Here is a 23,778-nt window from a genome sequence, read left to right as displayed (position 1 = left end):
CAGTGTATGAAATTGACGATGCTTATACTATAAAACGCCGATTTTATAAATCGAACTCAGATCTTTTTTCGATAAATGTGTGGCTTTTGCCATTAAGTGGTCCAAAACTTGTCGAAACAACCATATCTGTCGAATTTACTGCAGTGATTCTAGCTAGGACATTAGGGCGGCTAATTCTCTAGATAATGTATCCGTTAAAACATTGTGCCCGATATGCGGTGACTTTTTAATCTCAGTGGTAATTAATTCAACAGTAATCGTCTGACTTGTTTGAAAAACCTTCAGTTAATGAGTTTTGTCATAAAAAGTACTTTACCTTTGAGAGTGCTTTTAGCATAATGCGACACGTCAACAGGGGTGTAGTTCCAATTGGTAGAACAGCGGTCTCCAAAACCGATGGTTGCGGGTTCGAGTCCTGCCACCCCTGCCAAATAAAACAACGGCTTGCATAGAAATATGCGAGCCGTTTTCTTTTGCGTAGAATAAAACGGAAAAAATGATTTTACTTGGATTGAATAACTCGCCATTTTTTAACGCTACCCATTGCTGGTACTATTTCCATTTTTCTGTCGTAACCCTCCACATAACTGTGGTAGTAGGCTCATTTACTGTCAATGCTTGTTCATCAAATAGGTTGTTGGCGAAGTCACTAATCCGCCAGTTTTTAGCTTGATAATCGACGCTAAAGCGAGTTACCACATAATCCTCTGCAACTGTCATCGCCGTTATAAATCGAGCTGCCTGTGCTATTAAAGTCTTGGCTGTGTTCGAAATAAGATAGGTCGATAAAGCCACGGTTATTTAAATCAAAGCGGTATTTATCCCATCTAAAATTTACCAACGTGTGACTGTTTGTGCCGTTACCTGTGTAAAAGTCTGCATTGAACCTTTGTCCGTCATGAGCCCGTAGTACATTGATCAAACCTACTAGCCGTCAGAAATGAGTATTCCACGACACTTTATTTTTTGTTCATCTTTGGGATCTTAGTTCCAAAATCTAAGATTTAGTTTGAATTGAAGGTCATAACAGTACAATATAAGGAATATATTGAATGCATCTTAAGTGTGTTCATCATCGTTCTGCTACTCGGCTAACAACTATGCTAAATATTGATGATCCTACACAAACCGAACGTACTCATGCGTTATGGCGCTTAGGCTTTAGACCTTTTTTCCTTGGGGGAGCAATATTAGCTGCGCTATATATCCCTTTGTGGCTATTAACTTGGTTTACTCCCCAATATAGCTTTTTCCCTTCATCCTTTTGGAGCAAGATATTGCCGCTATGGTGGCATCCACATGAAATGCTGTTCGGTTTTGCTATGGCAATTGTGTGTGGATTTTTGCTGACTGCCGTTCAAAATTGGACCAACCAACCCACATTAAAGGGATGGCCACTCGCATTGACCTTTAGCTGCTGGTTACTGGCAAGATTATTACTCTTACTCCCAATGCAAGTTCCGCTCATTTTGCCCGCCGTGTTTGATTCATTGTTCCTTGGTATGGCAAGCCTTACCCTATGGCGCTGCATTTATAAGGTGAAGCAATGGCGCAATATTGGTTTTCCGATCATGTTGTTTGCCGCACTCGTGATTAACAATGTCAGCTATTACGCTTTATTTGAACGCGACTTTATTCTTGCCAACCAGATCTGGCAGGCGATGTTATGGTGGTTAGCCTTACTTATCACCATAGTCGGTGGACGTGTCATTCCATTCTTTACCGCGATGCGCATTAAGGCTACTAAAGCAGATCCCTTAACTTGGATTGAATACCCGCTGATCCTGACGATGATCTTGCTTGTCATTCAATCACTCATCCACCTTATACCTCTGGAAGTCGAGCGAGGCTTACTGCTCATTGCGGGGCTCTTGCAGCTGGTCCGATTTGCACGCTGGTTACCCCATAAAACACTGAAAGAACCTATGCTGTGGTCCTTGCATCTTGCCTATTTAATGTTGCCACTCAGCCTGTTAGCCATGAGTTGGTATCTCGATAATGAATATGCCTATCGCAGTCTGCTTCACCTATTTGCTATTGGTTGTATGGCTACCCTGTGTCTTTCGATGATTTCCAGAGTGTCACTCGGGCACACAAGTCGAAATATTTATGAGGGCCCTAAGATGATCTTGGCATTTATTTGCCTACCGTTAGCGGCACTGCTCAGGGCGCTAATGCCCATCTGGTTTCCGGCCCACACCCAAGTCTGGTTATGGTTGGCTGGCAGTTGCTGGTTTATCGCATTTGCACTGTTTGTATGGCATTACTTGCCGATACTTTCTCGCCCCCGTATTGATGGGCGCCCAGGTTAATATTGATGTTAGGACAAAAGGATACAAAGTGAAAACTTATTTTAAAACAGTCACATTGCTAAAAATGATTTGCTTGCTCGCCATAACTACATGTACATCCGTAGCGGCTTCTGATACTAGCAATCAACAAAAATATCCTAACCAATATCAATCTTGGCAAGCCACCTCTGAACAAGTTGAACGCGAAGATATGCTCGCCAATTATCCCGCCAGCATCATACTCTGGGCAGGATCTTCCTATGCCAAAGAGTACCATAGCCCACGTGGGCACCATTTTGCCGTTGCTGATGTGACGCATACTTTACGTACAGGTGTCCCCCCTAAAGCAGGAGAGAAAGGATTATCCGCCAGTTGTTGGACCTGCAAGACACCGGATGCCCCTAGATTGATTGAACAACTGGGATTTGAAGGATACTCCGCTAAAAACTTTACCGATCTGGGCAAAGAGATCCAAAGCGTAGTGTATTGCAGTGATTGCCATGAATCTGGCACTAATAAGTTAACTTTACCTCGCCCCCATGCCCAAGAGGCTATGGCTAAAATTCACCTGCCATTCGATAAACAAGATACCGATATGCAAGGTGCGCAGGTATGTGGTCAGTGTCATGTCACTTACTATTTCCGTCCGGAAAAAAGTAATGTTGTTAATATTCCCTGGATTTTTGGCAGCACAGCCGACGATATTGAAAAATATTATGACACTCGCCGCTTCTTCGAATGGATCCATCCTCTTTCGAAAACGCCCATACTCAAAGCACGTCATCCTGAGTTTGAACACTGGAGTCGCAGTAAACATGCCGAAGTCGGTGTCACTTGCATTACCTGTCATATGCCAACCCAGCAGGATGCAAAAGGTGTTGAATTTACTAGTCATAAAGTTGATAAAGCCTTACCGCATTTTGATAACAGTTGCAGTGGCTGCCATAGTAGTAAAACCAAAATTGAAACCAAGCTCGCGGCCAATAAATTAACGATTGAGACCAAAGCCCGCGAAGTTGAAGCTCTGCTCGTCAAAGCCCACTATGAAGCTAAAGCGGCATGGGATGCTGGTGCTAAATGGGAGAATATGAATGAGCCAATTATGGCGATACGACACAGTCAGTGGCGCTGGGACTTTGCCATGTCTTCACATGGTTTGTATGCACATAATCCACAAGAAGGTAAGCAGCTTTTAGATAAAGCTATCGAACAAGCGAACGAAGCACGTCATCTGCTCACTGGAATATTGAAGCAACTTAACGTGACTCAAGTTAGTTATCCAGATATCAGTACTAAGGAAAAGGCCCATCAAGCGATAGGGTTAATTGAATCGGATTTAATCAAAGAAAAACAAAAGTTTATTGAAGATGATGTTAATAAAAACTGGCAGCCTGTCGCAAAATATGGTTATTAGTTTATTAGCGGGTGGCTGATAATTTGAGGGATTTTAAAGCTCAAAAGCGAGAGGAAGTTCGAGTATTTATGCTTTGATTCAGTGAGCGTTATGCCAACAAGGCTTGGTCGGTTCTACAGCGATGCTCATCTTCCTTTGCACGAGCAATAACTGCAGCCGAAATGATTCATGTCATTTCGGCTGCAGTACATAACTCATTGATAGGTTGGTCAGTAACGACAAATTAATCACTGTAATCTGTGTCAGATATCTGTAATTCAGTTTTTTAATGCGTAGAAAGCCGATCCTACTTTGAGGCAAGTAATTGATGAAATTCTATTATCTTGGTTGGCTGCCAAAGTGATTGGTTTCGATGCGAAACTAAAACCAATGTACAACTCTGTTCGCAAATAGCCTTGGCTACACGCTTTTCTGTCTCTTCATCCAATGCCGTGGTGGCCTCATCCATTATCAGAATCGGTGCATTTTTGATAAGCGCGCGTGCTAAGGCAAGCCTTTGGCGTTCCCCTCCCGATAACCCTGCGCCTTGCAGGCCGACTTCTTGGTAAATGCCCAGTTCTGATCTGTCTAATACTTCATCCAGAGCCACTTGGCGTGCCGCTTTATCTACGGCTTGATCGTCGGCATCAGGGTTACCAATACGAATGTTACTGGCAATGGTGCCTGTAAAGATGAGTGGATCCTGCGGCACATAGGCGAAAAAGCGGGCAAGTTCAGTTGCGGGAACTGACGTGAGCGGCACCTTGCCCAAAGTGATCAGGCCTAGGGTGGGATCATCAAAGCGCATCAATAGCTTAAGTAAGCTGGTTTTACCTGAACCGCTCGGGCCACAAATCAGCACGCGTTCACCTGATTCGATAGTGGCATTGATATTTTGCACCGCAGGGGGAAATGTTACGTTATTCAATTCGATTGTATGATTGTTCGGTGTCTTTTGTTGCGCTTGGCTTGGCTCTTTGAGCGTTGGCGCATGAGTCGCTTGTCGATAGTGTTTAATAGCCGCTAACTGATCATTAATGCTTATTGCCGCCACGGCGAGAGTCTCAAGTGGCGCCGCCGCGCGCATGGTCAACATCAAGACAGCGAGCAGCATTATCGTATTGTTTATACCGGATAGCACCAGGTAGAGTGCCATGCCTGCAATAGGTAAAAAACTGGCGATAGCCGACAGTAATGTTGCTATAGCAGCGGCGCGATTAGTTCGTTCCAATGCGATTTCTTGTGTTTGCCAGTTTTGCTCCACCCGTGTTGTTGCGCCGCTATATCCTGCTGCTGTGCGCAGTAACTCTAAGTGGTCGATCAGTTCAAGAGTTGACTGCTCTGCAGCCAATTCAGTGTTGTTTCGGTCCATATCTGCGCGGGCAAGGGCTCGTTGCGCCATACTCTGAATCACAAATGACATCAGCAACAAGCTAGCCAACATTAGTACCAGTGGTATGCCACCGATCAATCCTATGCCAAAGGTAATGCAGAGCGGAATAAGCGGTGCATGAATAAATACCTGAAATTGATGTGCCGGAATACTCATAAAGCCAGGAATACTCCGAGAGACAGTTTCTATGAGTAGTGTCCTGACACTCGGTGTAAACCAAGAGAGTTTCGCTTGTTGCATGGTCGTGCCTAATGCACTGTAGAGCGCATTGGCCAGCCTTGCGCCAGCCCAAAAACCTGAACGCGAAGCCAGTATTGTGGTGAGTATGGTTATTGCGGCAATCGATAGCACTTTTTGCGGTGATTGCTGCTGAGTAATGGCTAAAGCCAGTTGAATGTAGCATGCGGCTTCCAATATGGCCGCCACAGCCCAACCGCAGGCAACAGGTATTAAGTGTTTTATGGCAGCGTAATCTTGGGGACGATTTATCATTGGCCTTCTCCTTCCATGTGATAATGCTTGAGTGTGAGCTTGTCATCCGCCAGCTCAGAAAGCGTTAAGTCATGGGTGATCATTACAATCGTTTTGTGGTTTGTTTTTGCGTGATGGCTTAGCGCTGTGAACACGTTAAATGCCGTTTCGCTGTCTAGGGCCGATGTGGGTTCATCAAGCAATATCACGCGAGCGGGTGAAAGAAACACACGGGCAAGATTAACCCGTTGTATTTCACCACCAGACAAGGTGCTTGCATGAGTAGTTAAGGATTTATCCAATTGCGCGCAGTGTAATGCCACTAAGTAATCTTCATCCGTGGCATCAGGTGCGGTGAGCGCGAGATTGTCGGCGATGGAGGTTGCCAGTAGTCCCGAACTTTGCGGTAATAGCATGATCGCGCGATTAATTGAGGCTTCATCCAACTTATTGAGTGCAATACCAGCGAGTCGAATATCTCCGGCATGTAGTGGCTCCATGCCCGCTAATAAGCGCAGTAATGTGGATTTGCCAACACCACTGATCCCTGTCACTGCCGTCACTCTGTCAGATCTAAATTGATAGTTAATGGGCACAGATTGATTGCTTATAGACAGTGAAGGCACAACATTCGTGAGGGTGAGCGGCATAGGTGTATTAAGCTCAATATTACCGCTACCAACAGGGACTCTCGACTGCTCAAGAAAATCCGTTAGTCGCTGAGCAGCAGCGCGGCCCGTGGCGAGATAATCAAGCCCATGCCCGAGCTTTAGGGCTGGCGTGACTATGGCCAGACTGAAGAACAAGGCGGCAGCAAGGTTTTCTGGGGGCCATTCATACCCGATGGCATAGACAATGGCAAAAGTACAGACAGCCTGCAGTAGTGATGTGGCCACTGCGACTGAAGTGGATACCTTGCTTACCCGCTCAATAATCTCCTCAATAAAATGCTTAGTTGCCTTTTGGTAGTCGGCTATTGCGCCAGTTTGATCGCCATAAATTCTAAATACTGGTGCACCACGCGAGTAATCATCCACTGCAGCAGTGATATTTCCCATCACATTAACTCGTGCTTCACCCTGTTTAGCAGCAAGCCTTGGGACTACCACCAAATAGAAAAGCGCGGCGACGAGGCCTGGGATAAGGGCAAGTAATGACACTGGGCCCGCGCTTAAGATCAGCAAACCGATAGTAATGGCAGGGACAATGATAAAGGTCGCTAACTCTGAGGGTAAATGCGCGATCATATGATGCAATGACGCTATGTCATCGACCATTAATCGCTTTAACTTTTCGCCCTTATATTTTGCCAAAGTACTTGGTGGCAACCTAACAAGATGCGCTGCAACATCACGCTTTAATCTTCCAGAAAATTGCGCCTCAGCATTGTGATTAATCCAAGAGGCGCTACCAGAAAGCAGTGCCGACAATATCCAAAATATGAGCGCACCCGCTAACCAAAATGAATGATACCCAGCAATAAGCTGTATTACGCACCAGAGTGCGCTTAGTGCCATCACGCCGGTACCAGCCGCTAGTAATGTTCCGATAGTGAGTGCGGGAATCATCGGACGTAAGGCCAAAGCTAGTTTTGAATGGGGGCTGAAAAGTAACTGCATTTTAATGTTCACCTAAAAAATCGAAGTGGATCAGGCCGGGCTTCTGTCTGGAATGCGTGCTTAGCACAAGCCAAATTAAGTAATGAAGTCTTGATATTGCGGAGTAAAAAATAGTCTGAGTGCCAGATTTTATGGGCAAATGAACATCCACGAGCCAAATTCCTTGTTTCATAAAAATTGAACCATCATGAGATGGCGACCATATTAAGCGGTCATTTTTATTTATCAACATGGTGTTGATAAATGTTTTGAACGGCGATAATATAATTGATAACCATTCTCATTGGCAACAAATCTTTCGTATAAGGAGTTATTAAACATGCCCCGATTTGGTAAGTTTTACCCACAATCAAAGTGGGTTATCGGTTCTCTTGCGCTGGGGCTGAGCGCTATTTCCGGCTCAACTATTGCTGACAGTGGAACTGCTTTAGATAAGCAATCCAAGCAACAAGATGCAGCGGGAAACATTGAAGTCATCACCGTTTACGGTCAGAAAATCGAGCGAACGTTGAAAGAAACTGCGAGTTCAGTGACGGTAATCACTGAAGAACAGTTGAGGAAAAATGCGGACCAATCAACGATTTCTGAAATTCTCGGCGGTACGCCAAACTTAATTTATGCCGGAAATACCGATGCGCCCATTATCCGCGGTACGGATACCAAAGGGCCTGTTGCAGCGGGTAATGCCTACTTATCTAAGCCTGTGCCGGGTGCAACTATCAGTGTTGATGGTAAATATCTGAGCCCCGCAGAACTGGATTTAGGCGCCGCAGGCGTGTGGGATGTGTCGTCTATTGAAGTCTATCGTGGTCCGCAAACGACCAGTCAAGGAGCCAACAGTATTGCTGGCGCTGTAGTTATCCATACCCATAACCCCACTTATACGCCAGAATTTGCAGCGCAAGCACTTTATGGCAGTCGGGATAAGAAGCGCTTTTCGGTCATGGCGTCTGGTGCGCTAAGTAATGACTTTGCCGCAAGAATTAGCGCAGATTACAGTGCTAGAGATACCTTTGTTGATTACGTTAATCCAGAATTTACAGCCCATGATTTGGATTTTGAGTTTAAAAACCAAAATCTACGGGCGAAGTTGCTATGGGAACCCGAAAAATACAGCAACTTTTCCGCCATGCTCACTTATTCCTCCACTGAGGCTAAACGTCCCAGAAATGAGGTGGTATCAGAACCCTATGATGACTTAGAAAATCGTTCAATTTTTCAGGACAATCAAGAAGTCAGTAATCATGTCGGGATTTTTGATCTTGAATATGTGTTCGACAATGGTATGAAGTTGCATAACCAACTGCAGTATTCAGAAGGGCAGTTTGATTATCACTTCGCCGCACCTTATCAAGGGATCGCAAAACGAGATAATGAAAACTTTTCGAATGATATAAGGCTGAACTTTGGTGACAAGAGTTCAGAGTTTAGTGGGGTTGCCGGTGTCTTCTACTGGGACGATAAAACGAATAACAAGCTGAACAACGTATTTGGTAATGCCGACGCTGACTTGAGACATACCAGTTTTGCCCCCTACGGTGAAGTTATATGGCGCTTCTCACCTAAATGGGCATTTACCAGCGCACTTCGTTATCAGTCTGATGAAATTAGCCACGATGGCATTGCCAGCTACATCCCAGACGTGCGCCATCAATATGAAGAGACGTTTACGGCTTTATTACCTAAGGTTGCCCTGTCCTATGATCTGACTGATAACGTCTTAATCGGCGCTATGATCAGTGAAGGTAACATTCCTGGGGGCACAGGCATTAACTTCCGCGGCGGCGAATATTATACATTCGATGCCGAGTCGGCATGGAACTATGAACTTTTTACCCGTATCGATCTGCTTGAACAACGCTTGATCATAAATAGCAATCTCTTTTACACCCGCTTTAAAGATTCACAACGTTCAGTTACTGACTACCTAGATGGACGACCCTTTGGTTCTGTCATTATTAATGCCGATGAAGCACAGAGCTATGGCATTGAATTAGATTGGAACTTTAAAGTTGCCGATAGTTTTAGCTTATATGGTGGGCTGGGTTTACTTGAAACTGAGATAAGTGAATTTAATGACTACCGTGGCGAGGAGTTTGTCGGCAACGAGTTTAGTAAAGCGCCAGGATATATGTTCAATCTTGGGTTTGACTATGCGATTACCGACGCCTTTAAAGTGAGCGGTGATGTGCGTCATACGGATGGATACTTTTCAACGGATACCAATGAGCCTGAGTTAAGAGTGGGGTCTTACACAACGGTAAACCTGAATTCTTCCTATCAAATCAACCAATATTTTGAAGCCTTTGTTTATGCGCGCAATTTACTGGATGAACGTGCTCCTGTGGCAAAAATGGCTGACAGAAGTACCGGAGGCGTGGATGCATATTTACTTGAACCACGAGAAATAGGCGTAGGCGTTAGGGCGAAGTTTTAGCGGCTCGCTTCTACCCGCTGTATTGGGTATTGCCATGCAGCGGGTAGCAAGAGCGGTTAGAATGGCTTTTTTGCCTTGGAAACCTTATCGATATGACACAAGTACCGGATCAACCCACTCAAAAACGTCAGCGTGGCAGACCTAGCCGTATTTCCCGTGAGGCTATCGCCAGAGCTGCGTTGGAGATTGGGGTTGATCAAGCGACTATTCCAGCTATAGCGACGCATTTAAAGGTCGATCATTCGTCCCTCTACCATCACGTAGCAGGTCGAAATGACGTTATCTCCATTGCCGCTGAGCTTGCAATTAATGAGCTGGACTGGCGAGCGCCAGCAGCCACAGATTGGCGGAGTGAATTGATCATATTGACCGATGCCATTTGGACACTTTATGAGCGTCATCCTGGCCTCGCTGAATCTATTCATCAGGCCAGTGTTACCCCATCATCGGGTATACGTTCTTTTGCTGAGTCGGTCGAAAAGCTACAACAAAAAGGCTTCTCCCTCGATGAGGCAGTGCTTGCCGTTGATATCTTAGTTGACATGGTGGGGGAGTGTTTTTTGGGATGGTGGTCAACCACTAAACCAGAAGCCGATGGCCGAACGCGTAAAGAGCGAATTATCGCAATTTGGGAAGATGAAGCCACCAAGCTCCCTGATAAAGCTGAGCAGATAAATGCGATGGTAGACATCATGAAGGTTGGCGCCCGCAAATGGTGGGAGCGAAAACGTGACTTAGTGTTAGCAGGTATTGCCGTAACCCATGCCCAAAAGGCAGGGGGATCTGATAAGGCTCAAATATAGCGCGTCGATATGAAAACCTCATAGCGGCTGCAGATTAGTACAAGATTTATTGCGTATAGGAAGTATCAGCTTGTGAAGGTGGTTTATGCACTGACGTGCTTTTTTGTGCTTTGTTTTGCCTCATTGCTGCTAGGCGCAAAGTATGCCTCTGTGACGCAGATGCTGACGTTCTCGGATGATGTCTGGTTGGTGTTATCTGCGAGTCGTCTTCCGCGGCTTTTTGCCTTGATTTGCTCAGGCGCAGGGCTCGCTGTCTGTGGTGTGATTTTGCAGCAGATTGTGCAAAACAAGTTTGTTGAACCCGCTACTTGTGGCGGGCTTGATGCCGCCAAACTAGGCATATTAATTTCAATCATTCATGCTCCAAGTATGGGTGTCACCGCCAGAATGTTAGGTGCTTTGGTTTTTTGCCTGCTTGCGAGCTTAGCCTTTATTCTGATTATTCGTGGTATTCGGTATAAGAGTCCGGTGCTCATTCCAATTATTGGCATTATGTTTGGCAGTGTACTCAGTGCGATAGCGGAACTATATGCCTATCAAAACAATATGATGCAGAGTATGCAGGGATGGATGCTGGGTGATTTTTCAAAAGTCGTGCAAGGTAACTACGAAATCATCTATCTGATCCTTCCCATAGTCATGCTGACCTATCTTTATGCACAGCGCTTTACCATTGTAGGAATGGGCGAAGGCTTAGCTACCACACTAGGACTGAGTTATTTCAGTCTCGTTATCTTAGGGTTAGTACTGGTTTCCCTGACCATAGCCACCACAGTGATCACAGTCGGGAGTATTCCATTTATTGGTTTAATTATTCCTAACCTTGTCGCTATGCGTTACGGCGATAATTTAAAACGCACTTTGCCTATTATCGCCTTTGCTGGCGCAACGCTATTGATTATCTGTGACCTACTTGGCCGGCTTATTTTATATCCGTTTGAAATTCCTATAGGTCTAACGGCAAGCTGTTTAGGCGGGCTCATCTTTTTAGTTATCGTTTGGAAAATCAAATGAAAAACTGTGCGTGGCATTTTTTGAGCTGGGGGCTGCTTGTAATATTAGCAGTCACATTTTTATTGATGGGCTCAGGTTTTGATTTTGACTATGTCATACCTAATCGATTGGTACGTTTGGGTACAATTTGCCTTGGTGGTGTCTGTATTGCGTTTTCCTCGATACTGTTTCAGACCTTAGCCGGAAATCGAATTTTAACGCCATCTATCATGGGGTATGAAGGGGTTTACTTGATTTTGCAGGCACTGTTGATCCTTATCTTAGGAACGGGCAGCAGTATTTTGATCACCGCTAACAGCAATTTCTTTGTTTCAGTTGTGGTGATGTTGCTTTACTCAATGGCGATTCACCGCTGGCTATTTAGCGGAGATCGACATGATGTGTTCTTCCTACTGCTTGTTGGCTTAGTACTCACTGTGGTGTTAGGCAGTTTTACTCAGTTAATCCAATACTCTATCAGTCCTGGTGAATTTTCAATTTTCCAGAGCTATAGCCTAGCGTCGTTCAACCGCGCTCAACCAGAGCAATTACTTATTTCTTTAGTGCTTGTCGGTGTCGTGTGTATTGTCGCTTGGAGATCGCGAACTGTGCTCGATGTATTACTGATGGGGCGAGAGCAAGCAATTTCTCTCGGTATTGATTATCAAAAAGTGGTCCGCCTGTTATTAGGCCTTATCGCGGTATTGGTCGCAATATCAACCAGCTTAGTAGGGCCTACGGCCTTTATGGGGATATTTGTCGCGAATATGGCCTATACACTGGCAAGGCATCCGTCGCACTCATTTACCTTGATAACAGGATGCGCCGTTGCTATCTCAGTTTTTCTGATCGCACAAATACTTGTTGAGCACCTGTTTAATTATCAAACCAGTGTTGGGCTGTTAATTAACTTATTTTGTGGTGCCTATTTTTTTGTATTAATTCTTAAACCTCGGAGCGCAGTGTGATTACCGTCAATAACTTACATCATTCTTATGGCGCGAAACCTGTGCTTAAAAATGTTACCACGCAATTTCCCGAGCATCAGATTACATCACTCATTGGCCCCAACGGCGCCGGCAAAAGTACCTTATTGATGTCGATTGGTCGGCTACTGAATATCCAGCAGGGCGAGGTATTACTCAAAGGTACTGCTATCCACAACATTCCCCTGAAGGATTACGCCAAGCAAGTGGCAACTATGCGTCAGTTTAACAGCCTCAATTTACGCCTGACGGTCAGGGAGTTAGTGGCATTTGGTCGCTTTCCCTATAGTCGAGGCACACTCACAAAGGCAGATCATTGTGCCATTGATGAAGCTCTGTCGTTTTTAGCCTTACAGTCATTAGCTAATGCATTTATCGATGAGCTTAGCGGCGGACAACGCCAAATGGCCTTTCTGGCAATGGCGATTGCACAGCAAACAGATTATTTATTGTTAGATGAACCGCTCAATAATCTTGATATGAAGCATGCCGTTAGCATAATGCGGGCGCTTCGCCATCTGTGTGACGACTTCAAGAGAACGGTAGTGTTAGTGGTTCACGATATCAATTTTGCGGCTAATTACTCCGACTATATTGTCGGCATGAAGCAAGGCGCTGTGCATTGCGAAGGACCCGTTGAGGAGGTTGTTACAGCACAAAGATTAAAAGCACTGTACGAACTGGATCTTGAAGTGCTGAAAACGAGCCAAGGAACAGTTTGTAACTATTTCAACTTCAACTTACAAGGAGAATACAAGTGACGTCGAAATGTAAAAGCGGTATTAAAGTGATGGCGATTCTGTTATTTAGCTCGGCTTTTTTGCTGGCCTGCGACAATAAAAGCGAGCCAGTACAGAAGACGATTCTTGCAACGTCTGATACTAGCGAGTCAAGTTTTACACCTGTTGAAATAACCCATAAGTTGGGCACTACTGTTATTACAAAACGCCCTGTACGCGTTGCGGCCCTCGATATGAATGAAGTCGATTATCTCGAACAGCTAGATATTCCCATTATCGGCATGCCAAAGGATTTTGTTCCTTACTACCTGCAGGACTATAGCAACAACAATGATATCGTTGATTTAGGCGCCATAGTTCAGCCCAATATGGAACGTATTTACGCTCTCAAACCAGATCTCGTGTTGATGTCATCTATTCAGGCAAATCATTATCAGGCGCTTTCGAATTTGGCTCCGACCATTCATTTGGATATTGATTATCAAGACAGCAACAGCGATTACTTTGATATAGTCAAACAACACTTGTTGGTGCTGGGGAAAGTATTTGATAAGCAAGCCTTGGCAAAACATAAAGTGGATGAACTGGAAAGTAAGCTCCAAAATGCCAGAAAGGTTATTCAGGATAGGCCTGAGAAAGCACTCGTGGTGCTACATAATAATGGTGCTTTTCGATTCTTAGGTATTCGTTCTCGGTATGGGTTCATTTACAGTGGGCTAGGGGTTAAACCCGCTAGCTTATCAGAGCAGATGGGATTGCACGGCCAACCCGTGTCAAGCGAGTTCATTCTTGAAAACAATCCTGACATCATTTACGTGGTAGATAGAACCGCAGTCATGGAGCGAAGCCCCGTATTGGATAAACAGTCCATAGATAACCCTCTCTTGCGTGAGACTAATGCTTGGAAGACGGGGAATATCATCTTTGTAGATCCTGAGGCTTGGTATATCACAGGGGCCGGAATAACATCCCTTAACATCATTATTGATGATGTATTAAAGGGCTATGTAAAGGAGTCGCTGGCCGTAAGTCGTTGACTTACACCAGCTAATGATTCACTAGATAAATGCGTTATTTAGTCAAAATAGTGAATAAACTTGTTAGAAAAGTAAAATTTTAAATTAATTAAATCATAGGGTTATTTTATTTTTCTCTCAGTGTCTTTTTCTAAGTAACAGGATAAAGACTTGATATTCGATTGTTTACGTCTGGACTCCAAAACCGATGGTTGCGGGTTCGAGTCCTGCCACCCCTGCCAAATAAAACAACGGCTTGCATAGAAATATGCGAGCCGTTTTCTTTTATCTGCCATTTAGCCTCGATATATTTAGCGCCCTCTCTATTCATTCGCGGTTATCGCTTTTTCTCACAAATGCTGTTTCTCATAAAACTGCCGTATACCTCTTGTAACATTTAAGCACTGTGGCTTAGGTAAATCGGTTTGCAACTTTAGTTGTGCTTAACATACAATCGCCTGCCAAATTATGTGAGGAAGTAGGGTTTGAATAGTGTGATGCAAACAAGACGCACCCTAGCGATATGGCTTACTGCCATGTTGGTGCTATTGTCTGTGGCCATTGCTGTTCACAGTATTTCCCATGCTAACGAAGACCCTAAGTCCCATTGTTCGCTGTGCTTACATCAGCACCAGTTGCAACATGCGATAACCAGTACGCCCTTTCATTTCCAACTCACTCAACAGAGTTATATCTCGGTTGAGTTCCAAGCTATTTCCTTTAAACGACCTTTTAGTCGTTTCTTCAATAGTCGTGCTCCGCCCATAACAGCATAAGTTACTGTTTATTCAATTTATCTTAATTAACTTTGAGCGCCTTGGCTTAGCGAAGGCGTCGATGCTGTTTATTTTCGGAGTGAAAATGACCTCTTTTTATATTCCCAAGCGCGCTGCGCTTTTGCTGGGTGCCTTGGTTGCACTCAATCCTATTTCAATGCTGCTGGCTGCGGAGGATGCTCAATCTGGTGATCCTATCGCAGAGACTGACATTGAACGTTTAAGTATCCACTATCGCCAAGCTTACCGTGGCAATGTGTCAGCAACTGAACTTCCCCAAGCGATCAGTGTGTTAGATGAGCAATTGATCAAAGACGCGGGGCTGACGCGGTTTCAAGATGTGCTGGATTATTCCGCCAGTGTAGCGCGGCAAAACAATGGCGGCGGTTTATGGGATAGCTTTTCCCTGCGCGGTTTTCCGGGTAACGAGAACATGCCATCGGGCTATCTAATCAATGGCTTTAATGGTGGCCGAGGTTTTAGTGGTCATAGAGATTTATCGAATGTCGCCTATGTTGAGATCTTAAAAGGCCCTGGTTCGGCGCTTTATGGCCGCTCTGAGCCCGGTGGTACGGTCAATATCGTGACGAAGAAACCCCAATATGAAACCAGTGGCTACTTAAAGGCGTCGGTAGGAAGTTTCGATCAATATCGATTAGAAGGAGATGTAACCTCAGGTTTAACCGACAACTTGGCATTTCGGATTAATGGCGCGTGGCAGGAATACGATAGTTTTCGTGATTATGTGTTCAGCGATAAAAAAATCGTCACGCCGTCAGTGCGTTGGCAGATTTCCGATAAAGCCTCGTTACTTTATGAAATGGAATACCTCAAGCAGGAACAGCTATTCGATCGCGGCATTATAGTGCTCAATAACGATATCAATACAGTGCCACGCTCGCGTTATTTAGGTGAGCCTAATGATGGCGCAACTGTGGTGAATGCTACTGGGCACCAGCTGACCTATGACTATGAATTAAATGATGATTGGTCATTAACCGCGGGCTACAACTATCGTGATTCTAGTTTAAAGGGCTATTCGTCCGATGCTGAGTTGGCCAAGGGGCGACAATCGCTATTTGATGATGGCCGTACGCTGACCCGACAGCACAGATATCGGGATTATGCCTCCGAGGATAATTCACTACGCCTAGAGTTAAGTGGCCATATGGATACCGGTTTTATTCGCCACAATTTGCTGCTCGGCGCAGATGCTTATCACTACAGTTTAAAGACGGGGTTGTATCGCTATCGTGGCAAAAAAGGTGAATATGCCATCGATATTTATGCGCCTCAATACGGCGGGCCTCAGCCAGAGGTGAGTTTGCTGTATGAGAATAACGAAACTCAAAAGGCGTGGGGAACTTACCTGCAAGATCAAATGGATCTCACTGAAAAGTGGAAGCTGCATCTTGGGTTAAGGTTCGATAGTTATCAGCAGGATATCAGTGAAGTCGCGAAAGACACGCTATCAGAGCAAACCGATAGCAGGGTTAGCCCCAAAGTGGGTCTGGTGTATTTATGGTCCGATGCCCTAAGTTTCTATAGTTCTTATTCTGAAGGCTTTTTACCGCTTTCGGGAACTGACTTTGCGGGTAAACCCTTCGAAGCCGAAGAGAGCAAATCGGTTGAACTAGGAATAAAGTTTAATGGTACTTGGCTAAACGATCTTCCTGTAAACGGTAGTTTAGCCGTGTTCGATGCGCAAAAGAGCAATATTTTGACCTCAGATCCTATCAATGTTGGTTTTTCTGCCACCTTAGGTAAAGCCAAAAGTAGCGGGGTTGAACTCGATGTAGCCGCCGAGCTGACGGAGGATTTACAAGCAAAATTATCCTACGCCTATTTAAATACCCGTACCGCCAATGACAGTTTGAATCCCGACTGGGGCGTGCTTATCCCTGCGGGAAGTCCATTGGTGAATGTGCCCAAACATACCGCGAGTGTGATTCTGAAACAGGATTTGAATAGGCTTTCTATTGATGGTCATTTAGGGCTTAGCTGGCGATATGTGGATTCGCGCCTCGGTGATTCTGCCGATCCTAGCTTTCAATTGCCTTCTTATCAGTTAGTTGGACTGTTTATGAATACTCACCTGAGCGATAACTTCATCCTTGGCGTCAATCTGGACAACATATTGGATGAAGATTACATCGCCAGCAGTTATTCAGCGCTCTGGGCTGTGCCGGGTGAGCCACGTAGTATTAAAGTGAGTGTTAGCTATGAGTTCTAATATCAGTTCGAATTCTGCGCTGTCAGTCCATTTTTCGGAACAAGCATCGGAACAAGTATCGGAACAATCATCAAATCGGGCACTTGGCCGAAGCCGTATTAATAGTATCGATATGATGCGCGGCCTGGTGATGCTCATCATGCTGCTCGACCATGTGCGGGAACGGTTTTTCCTGCATATGCAGGTGAGCGACCCTATGGATTTGAGTTCGACCTCTTGGGGACTGTTTCTAAGCCGCTTTGCCGCGCATTTTTGTGCGCCAGTATTTGTGTTTCTAACTGGGGTTTCTGCATGGCTTTATGCCAATCGCAGTCATGGCGAGCCGCGTTCAGCGCGGGCGTTTTTGATTAAACGTGGTTTGTTTTTAATCGCGCTCGAAATTGTAGTGATTAACATCTCTTGGATGGGTAACTACCACACGCTTTGGTTGCAGGTCATTTGGGTGATCGGCCTGAGCATGTTAACGCTGGCGGCGCTGATAAATCTGCCTAGAGCTTGGATGGCACTTTTAGGCTTTGCGATTGTTTTTGGCCATAATCTGTTGACGCCAATTGGTTTTCAGCCGAGTGAATGGGCTTATAGCCTGTGGACCCTATTGCACGACCGCGGATATCTTGTCAGTGAAGGGGCGCTTAAGATCAAAGTGAGTTATCCCGCGCTGCCTTGGATGGGCGTGATTTTACTAGGTTATGTGGCTGGGCCCATTTTCAGTCAAAAACTGAATAGTAATCTGCTTGAAGCCTCGCAGCGCCAGCAAACACTGTTGCAGTTAGGGCTAAGCTGTTGGGGACTTTTTGTTGTGCTACGCGGGTTTAACCTCTATGGCGAAACCTTGCCTTGGCAGGCGGGGGCACACTTGGGTGAAACCTTAATGTCGGTATTCAACTTAACCAAATACCCACCATCATTAAGCTTTTTACTGGTGACCTTAGGCGGCATGTTCTTTAGCTTAGTGGCGTTTGAGCGGTATTTTGCATCAAGTGGCAAAGTTGGAGGGAGATTAGCGCGAGTCGGCCATGGGTTATCTGTGTTTGGCTCAGTCCCTATGTTCTTCTATATCTTACATTTGTACGTTCTGTTACTGCTTTATCGCTTAGCGAAATTCATCTTTGGCGCAAACCATGGTGAGTACTTTGGGGTGAATAGTATGGGATGGATTTGGTTCATCACGGGCGTATTAGTTATCGCGCTGTATTATCCCGTTAAGTGGTTTAGCGAATATAAAAAGCACAGTACTCAGGCTTGGATTAAGTACCTCTAAATTAAAAAGTTTCTAAATTTAAGCGCTTCTAAACCTAAGTACTTTTAAACCTGAGTCATGTCGCTTTAAATAAAAAGTCGCCAAGCGGTTATGCTTGGCGACTTTTTGTTTGGCTTGTGCCGCAATAGGGTTAGTCAATTATTCCGTTAATAAGCTGCGTAGCATCCAGGCATTTTTCTCATGCTGTTGAATGCGCTGGGTAAGCAAGTCCGCAGTGGCTTCATCATTAGCTTGATTCACCAGTGGATACAGGGCTCTAGCATTACGGATCACTAACTCTTGATCGTTTAACAATTCGCGGATCATGGTTTCGGCTTTGGTGACGCCCTGATCTTCTTTAATTTCAGTCAGTGCGGCATAAGCCGAATAGGACCCTAGCGCTCTGGCACCTAATGCACGTACTCGCTCTGCGATAAGGTCGACCGCAAGGGCAAGCTCGGTATACTGCTGTTCAAATAGCAAATGCAGGCTAGTGAACATGGGGCCGGTAACGTTCCAGTGAAAGCTGTGAGTCTTAAGGTAAAGACTGTAGCTGTCTGCCAATAGTTGGTTAAGGCCAGCGGCGATTTCTTCTCTGTTGGCTTGATTGATACCTATGTTAATCATGGCGTTCTCCTGCTATTGTCTTACTGAGTGCATTCAGTCTAATCTTCTGATATTAAATGTAAAATGAGTAAATTAGATTTTGTAAATCTATAAATTCGATTGAACTTTTCTGCGTTAAATGTCGTAATTGTGCTGCCATTAATCGGCTTGTGCCCAACTCCTTTAGCCGCATGGCAGTAACAATGCCTAGGCAGAACTGCTATCCTAGCGGCATGTTGTGAGTCGATACTTGAATTGAATAAAACTGACCCTAATGAATAAATCAGCCTATTTAACCGCCATGAATGTGACAACTTGGCGAGTGCGCGACACTAAGGTGAAACCTTATTTAGTGATTTGGGATGAACACGGTGAGTTACCCGAGGCTGAGCCACTGATTGACGCTGTGCTAACACTTATCGACATAAAGCGTGATGAATGTGATTTTGATTGTGAGCCCCATACGGGTAAACAGATCGTTTGGGATCTGCGACGTCACAAAGTTAGGCCACGTACCGCATGGTTAGTATCTGAACCCTTGGCCGATTTATTAGTGGGTTGGCAGGCTAAAAGCGCGCTCTGGCAGCAGATTTACCAATGGCGCGAGCAAGTGAGTGGCCAAGCTCCAAGCAAGTCTTGAACTCTACTCGTAAATATCATTAATAACCAATACTTTGGAATACCAGCGTTGAACATCCCACCAGAAGATAGTCTATTCACAGCACCCTTCGCAGCACAATTGACAGCAGGTTTGCCTGTTGAGCTTGTGGCACTCACGCTTAAAGATGTTCCTCAAATGGCGCAGCTTGAATCTATGGCCCATAGCCACCCCATGAGTGAGGGCAATCTTGCTGATTGTTTCGGGCATTTATACCGAGTTCTAGGTTTAAAGCAGGCGAAACCTAACGCAGCTTCAGTTTCGGATTCGGTCGATGGTCTTTTAGGCTTTGCGATAGTGCAGCAGATAGTCGATGAAGTGACTTTGTTGGATATTTGCCTATTACCAAGCCAGCAGGGCAAAGGTTACGGCAAGTTATTACTTAAGGCTGTGGTAGCTTCGGCCAAGGCTTCGGGCGCCGTGGTGCTTATGCTAGAAGTGCGAGAATCCAATCTTGCCGCCCGTGCTTTATATCAAAAGGCTGGCTTTATTGAGTCGGGACGTCGCAAAGGTTACTACCCAATAGCAGGCGGTAAAGAAGACGCTATCTTGATGGATTTAGCGATAACCCAAGAATAAGCTGAGCATTAGCATTCATGTCGTAAAACGATTGCAATGCGAACGATTGTGATAAGTCGCTATCACAAAACACAGCCATAAAAAAACAGCGCTTAAGCGCTGTTTTTCTATTTTAATCACCCTGAACTCTACATCACTTGAGCTCTGCATCTAAGCAAGAAGGTTATTTCACTTCTTTACCTTGGGCTTGCAGGTCCGCATGGTAGCTTGAGCGCACTAATGGGCCACAGGCTGCATGGGTAAAACCTAACTCATCGGCTAAGGCTTTCAGCTCGTCAAATTCTGCTGGTGGCACATAACGTTCAACCGGCAAGTGGAACTTAGACGGCTGTAGGTATTGGCCTAAGGTCAGCATTTCAACCTTGTGCTCACGCAGGTCACGTAGCACTTGGGCGATTTCTTCATTGGTTTCACCCAGTCCCATCATCAGGCCAGATTTAGTCGGCACATTGGGATGACGTTCTTTAAAGCGTTTTAGCAGATCGAGCGACCATTGGTAATTTGCACCCGGGCGCGCTTTACGATAATGCATTGGCGCTGTTTCTAAGTTGTGGTTGAACACATCAGGCGGCTCTGTCGATAAAATATCTAAGGCGGCATCGATACGACCACGGAAATCAGGCACTAAGGTTTCGATCTTGATATCTGGATTCAGTTTACGAATTTCGCGGATACAATCGGCAAAATGCTGGGCGCCACCATCACGTAAATCGTCACGATCTACCGAAGTGATAACCACGTATTTCAGCTTCATATCGCGGATCGTTTGCGCCAATTTAACCGGCTCTTCAGCGTCAGGCTTAAGCGGACGACCATGGGCTACGTCGCAGAATGGACAACGACGGGTACAAATCGCACCCAAAATCATAAAGGTCGCTGTGCCGTGGTTAAAGCATTCGGCGAGGTTAGGGCAAGAAGCCTCTTCACAGACCGAGTGCAGGCCATTTTTGCGCAGCGCTTGCTTGATATCTAAAATGCGTTGATTCGATGCCGGCAGTTTAACCCGTAACCAATCGGGTTTACGCAACATAGTGTCGCGCTCTGATGGGACGATTTTGACCGGAATACGAGACACTTTATCGGCATCTCTTAGTTTTACTCCGGGTTGTAAACGTTCAGGCCTATTCATGACGCTGCTAATCCTTGATGATGAACTAGGTGTTGATAGCCCAGTAATTGGCTAAAAGTAATAGTAAGTTGCTCGCCCGCTTCAATCACGGTTTGTGGTCCGCCAAGTGCTTTGCATTGCACCATTTCAAGACCGGCATAACCGCAAGGGTTGATGCGGCGAAATGGTGCTAAATCCATATCGACATTAAGGGCTAATCCATGGAATGAACAGCCTTTACGAATGCGTAATCCTAGGGAGGCAATTTTACGTTCATCCACATATACGCCCGGCGCATCGGCCTTGGCATAAGCGTTAATGCCGTACTTGGCGAGCATATCGACAATGCTTTGCTCTATATGGGTGACGAGTTGACGTACGCCGACTTTACTACGTTTTATATCGAGAAGAGGATATACCACTAGTTGGCCTGGGCCGTGGTAAGTGACTTGACCGCCGCGGTCCACTTGGATAACCGGAATATCGCCAGCATTTAAAATATGCTCGCTCTTGCCGGCTTGGCCTTGGGTAAACACGGGCGGATGCTCGACAATCCACAGTTCATCATGGCTTTCGCTGTCGCGCGTATCAGTGTAATGCTGCATCGCATGCCACACTGATTCGTAATCTTGTTTTCCAAGATGTCGAATGTGCAAAGTCGTGTCTTGCAAGGGCAACCTCTCCCCTTAGAATTGAGTGGCGCTATTATACGCCTCTTGACCATAAATGTAAGACAGATCACATTTCATGGCCTTGAGGAATATTTATAGTACGCGGCGTACGCCTTCGATGGCGGCAAGTTCTGTGTACAAAATTTCGATATGATCTTTGCTGGTCACAGTCACGCGGATAGTAATGGAGTGATAGCTACCTTTGCTCGATGTTTTGGTCGATGGCGAATAATCACCTGGTGCATGTTTTTGGACCACAGCCACGACTTTGTCAGTTAGCGTTTCATGGGCTTCGCCGACGACCTTGAAAGGAAATGCGCAGGGGAAATCCATCAGTTCATCAAATTTAGTGCCTAACATAATCAGTACTCTTAGCTGTTTCAATGAAGTCTATATGGTGGTTATTATACCCGATTCAAGGGCGGCGGCAGCCAAAAAAATAAAGCCACCCTGAGGTGGCTTTATTTATATGGTTTAGCTTAGCTAAACCAACCAGAAAACAGTTGTTTAAAGTAATCAACTAATTTACTAAACCAGCTGCCTTCGTTGACTTCTTGCAATGTCACCAGTGGGAACTGGGCAATATCTTTACCGTCAAGTTGGAAGAATAGACGGCCAACCGTTTCGCCTTTCTTCAAAGGAGCATCTAATGGTTTAGTCAGTTCGAAGTTGGCTTTTAAGTCTTTACCACGGCCACGGCTAATGGTGATAGGGGTATCAGTTGCTACGCCTAAATCAACCGTGCTCTTGTCACCGTACCAAATCGGCTGAGTAATAAAGCTGTCGCCAGCTTTATAGGGGGTTACCGTTTCGAAAAAGCGGAAGCCATAGGTCAGTAATTTCTTACTTTCAGCTTTACGGGCTGATTCACTTTGCGTGCCCATTACCACTGAAATTAAGCGCATGCCGTCTTTGGTGGCCGATGCCACTAAGTTGTAGCCTGCACCTGATGTGTGGCCGGTTTTAATGCCGTCCACGTTCATGCTGTTATCCCACAATAAGCCATTACGGTTGTATTGTTTGATACCATTGAAGGTATAGAATTTCTCGCTGTAGACGCGGTATTCTTCTGGTACGTCGCGAATTAACGCGGCGCCTAATAACGCCATATCATAGGCGGTAGATTTGTGATTTTCTGCATCTAAACCGTGGGAGTTTTCGAAGTAGCTATCACGCATTCCCAGTTGTTTGGCCCATGAATTCATCATGTCAACGAAGGCGCCTTCAGTACCGGCTATGTGTTCGGCCATGGCCACACATGCATCGTTACCCGATTGAATAATGATACCGCGGTTTAGATCGCCTACTTTAACCGTAGTGCCGACTTCAATGAACATCTTAGAAGAGTCAGAGAAGTTTTTAGACCAAGCATTTTTACTGATAGTCACATCATCATCAACGGAGACATTGCCCGCTTTGATTTCTTGACCGATCACGTAACTGGTCATCATCTTAGTTAGACTGGCTGGGTTAAGGCTTTCGTAAGCGTTACTTTCAGCGATAATCTGGCCCGAATTATAATCCATCAATACGAACGCTTTGGCGGCTACTGAAGGTGCATCAGGTGTAATAATAGGCTGCGCAGCATAAACGGGGAGAGAGACACTGGAAATTAGCAGCAATGTTTTAATGGGACTTTTTACAAAATTCATCATTAACTTGGCACGTCTTTTAGTTGTATTAAATGGAAAGGATTCGAGAAGATCTTCAACAGTGTACCACTTTCGGACAGTGAGTTTTAGTGAAGGTTCCTTCATCTCTATTT

20 protein-coding genes, 1 tRNA gene and 1 pseudogene are annotated in these 23,778 nt (G+C 45.3%); 14 read left to right on the top strand and 8 right to left on the bottom strand.

Features of this window, described 5'->3' with window-relative positions; all coding sequences use genetic code 11:
• Positions 1–353 precede the first annotated feature (353 nt).
• Positions 354–430 (top strand) — tRNA-Trp (locus AYJ58_RS19695).
• A 72-nt stretch (positions 431–502) separates the two neighbouring features.
• Here AYJ58_RS19695 and AYJ58_RS22260 read toward each other — a convergent pair.
• Positions 503–726 (bottom strand): annotated as a pseudogene (locus AYJ58_RS22260) (hypothetical protein); the annotation flags it as partial.
• Positions 727–1,100: 374 nt separating this feature from the next.
• Between AYJ58_RS22260 and AYJ58_RS19685 the strand changes: the two are divergent.
• The gene (locus AYJ58_RS19685; RefSeq protein WP_106651390.1) at positions 1,101–2,312 is read left to right on the top strand and encodes an NnrS family protein; all 1,212 of its coding nucleotides are present in this window, start codon (positions 1,101–1,103) and stop codon (positions 2,310–2,312) included.
• Positions 2,296–3,705, top strand: coding sequence for an ammonia-forming cytochrome c nitrite reductase subunit c552 (locus AYJ58_RS19680; RefSeq protein ID WP_106651389.1), 1,410 nt, complete (start codon positions 2,296–2,298; stop codon positions 3,703–3,705). The genes AYJ58_RS19685 and AYJ58_RS19680 overlap by 17 nt, the downstream gene beginning before the upstream one ends.
• 286 nt (positions 3,706–3,991) lie before the next feature.
• Here the strand turns inward: AYJ58_RS19680 and AYJ58_RS19675 are convergent, their stop codons facing one another.
• Together AYJ58_RS19675 and AYJ58_RS19670 are read right to left on the bottom strand one after the other, a co-directional pair.
• On the bottom strand, positions 3,992–5,569 hold the full coding sequence (locus tag AYJ58_RS19675; RefSeq protein ID WP_106651388.1) for an ATP-binding cassette domain-containing protein: 1,578 nt from the start codon (positions 5,567–5,569) through the stop codon (positions 3,992–3,994).
• Positions 5,566–7,167 carry an ATP-binding cassette domain-containing protein gene (locus AYJ58_RS19670; protein WP_106651387.1) on the bottom strand — a complete coding sequence of 534 codons (1,602 nt, stop codon included), beginning with the start codon at positions 7,165–7,167 and terminating at the stop codon, positions 5,566–5,568. Before AYJ58_RS19670 ends, AYJ58_RS19675 begins: the two co-directional genes overlap by 4 nt.
• A gap of 319 nt (positions 7,168–7,486) precedes the next feature.
• Here AYJ58_RS19670 and AYJ58_RS19665 point away from each other — a divergent pair, with 319 nt between their 5' ends.
• From AYJ58_RS19665 to AYJ58_RS19625, 9 genes are all read left to right on the top strand, one after another.
• The gene (locus AYJ58_RS19665) at positions 7,487–9,604 is read left to right on the top strand and encodes a TonB-dependent receptor (RefSeq protein WP_106651386.1); all 2,118 of its coding nucleotides are present in this window, start codon (positions 7,487–7,489) and stop codon (positions 9,602–9,604) included.
• Positions 9,605–9,696: 92 nt separating this feature from the next.
• Entirely contained in the window at positions 9,697–10,407 is a 711-nt protein-coding gene (locus AYJ58_RS19660) for a TetR/AcrR family transcriptional regulator (RefSeq protein WP_106651385.1), read from the top strand.
• A gap of 72 nt (positions 10,408–10,479) precedes the next feature.
• Positions 10,480–11,421: an ABC transporter permease gene (locus AYJ58_RS19655; RefSeq protein ID WP_106651384.1), complete on the top strand. Its 942-nt coding sequence runs from the start codon at positions 10,480–10,482 to the stop codon at positions 11,419–11,421.
• Positions 11,418–12,368: an iron chelate uptake ABC transporter family permease subunit gene (locus tag AYJ58_RS19650; RefSeq protein ID WP_106651383.1), complete on the top strand. Its 951-nt coding sequence runs from the start codon at positions 11,418–11,420 to the stop codon at positions 12,366–12,368. The genes AYJ58_RS19655 and AYJ58_RS19650 overlap by 4 nt, the downstream gene beginning before the upstream one ends.
• Positions 12,365–13,147 carry an iron ABC transporter ATP-binding protein gene (locus tag AYJ58_RS19645; protein ID WP_106651382.1) on the top strand — a complete coding sequence of 261 codons (783 nt, stop codon included), beginning with the start codon at positions 12,365–12,367 and terminating at the stop codon, positions 13,145–13,147. The genes AYJ58_RS19650 and AYJ58_RS19645 overlap by 4 nt, the downstream gene beginning before the upstream one ends.
• Entirely contained in the window at positions 13,144–14,163 is a 1,020-nt protein-coding gene (locus tag AYJ58_RS19640) for a siderophore ABC transporter substrate-binding protein (RefSeq protein ID WP_106651381.1), read from the top strand. Before AYJ58_RS19645 ends, AYJ58_RS19640 begins: the two co-directional genes overlap by 4 nt.
• Before the next feature lie 464 nt (positions 14,164–14,627).
• Positions 14,628–14,918 (top strand): DUF2607 family protein, encoded by a 291-nt coding sequence (locus tag AYJ58_RS19635; protein WP_106651380.1) that lies wholly within the window; start codon positions 14,628–14,630, stop codon positions 14,916–14,918.
• Between the two features lie 85 nt (positions 14,919–15,003).
• Positions 15,004–17,151: a TonB-dependent siderophore receptor gene (locus AYJ58_RS19630; RefSeq protein WP_106651879.1), complete on the top strand. Its 2,148-nt coding sequence runs from the start codon at positions 15,004–15,006 to the stop codon at positions 17,149–17,151.
• Positions 17,141–18,412 (top strand): DUF1624 domain-containing protein, encoded by a 1,272-nt coding sequence (locus tag AYJ58_RS19625; protein WP_106651379.1) that lies wholly within the window; start codon positions 17,141–17,143, stop codon positions 18,410–18,412. The genes AYJ58_RS19630 and AYJ58_RS19625 overlap by 11 nt, the downstream gene beginning before the upstream one ends.
• Before the next feature lie 138 nt (positions 18,413–18,550).
• On the opposite strand, the gene dpsA is transcribed toward AYJ58_RS19625, so the two are convergent.
• On the bottom strand, positions 18,551–19,018 hold the full coding sequence (gene dpsA, locus AYJ58_RS19620; protein ID WP_006082763.1) for a DNA starvation/stationary phase protection protein DpsA: 468 nt from the start codon (positions 19,016–19,018) through the stop codon (positions 18,551–18,553).
• 253 nt (positions 19,019–19,271) lie between these two features.
• Between dpsA and AYJ58_RS19615 the strand changes: the two genes are divergently transcribed.
• The gene (locus tag AYJ58_RS19615) at positions 19,272–19,637 is read left to right on the top strand and encodes a hypothetical protein (protein ID WP_106651378.1); all 366 of its coding nucleotides are present in this window, start codon (positions 19,272–19,274) and stop codon (positions 19,635–19,637) included.
• 48 nt (positions 19,638–19,685) lie between these two features.
• The gene (gene rimI, locus AYJ58_RS19610; protein ID WP_106651377.1) at positions 19,686–20,234 is read left to right on the top strand and encodes a ribosomal protein S18-alanine N-acetyltransferase; all 549 of its coding nucleotides are present in this window, start codon (positions 19,686–19,688) and stop codon (positions 20,232–20,234) included.
• A gap of 163 nt (positions 20,235–20,397) precedes the next feature.
• On the opposite strand, the gene lipA is transcribed toward rimI, so the two are convergent.
• From lipA to AYJ58_RS19590, 4 genes are all read right to left on the bottom strand, one after another.
• Complete coding sequence (lipA, locus tag AYJ58_RS19605; protein ID WP_028761485.1) at positions 20,398–21,363, bottom strand: lipoyl synthase; 966 nt, start codon at positions 21,361–21,363, stop codon at positions 20,398–20,400.
• Positions 21,360–22,013 carry a lipoyl(octanoyl) transferase LipB gene (gene lipB, locus AYJ58_RS19600; protein ID WP_063883405.1) on the bottom strand — a complete coding sequence of 218 codons (654 nt, stop codon included), beginning with the start codon at positions 22,011–22,013 and terminating at the stop codon, positions 21,360–21,362. Before lipB ends, lipA begins: the two co-directional genes overlap by 4 nt.
• Positions 22,014–22,106: 93 nt before the next feature.
• Complete coding sequence (ybeD, locus tag AYJ58_RS19595; RefSeq protein ID WP_063883373.1) at positions 22,107–22,373, bottom strand: DUF493 family protein YbeD; 267 nt, start codon at positions 22,371–22,373, stop codon at positions 22,107–22,109.
• Positions 22,374–22,492: 119 nt separating this feature from the next.
• The gene (locus tag AYJ58_RS19590) at positions 22,493–23,668 is read right to left on the bottom strand and encodes a serine hydrolase (RefSeq protein WP_106651376.1); all 1,176 of its coding nucleotides are present in this window, start codon (positions 23,666–23,668) and stop codon (positions 22,493–22,495) included.
• Between the last annotated feature and the right edge of the window lie 110 nt (positions 23,669–23,778).

It is taken from the genome of Shewanella sp. Pdp11 (genome assembly GCF_002838165.1).
In the GTDB taxonomy this organism is placed as follows: domain Bacteria; phylum Pseudomonadota; class Gammaproteobacteria; order Enterobacterales; family Shewanellaceae; genus Shewanella; species Shewanella hafniensis.
The sequence above is the reverse complement of the archived record's forward strand: the minus strand, read 5'-3'. Positions and strand labels throughout refer to the sequence as shown.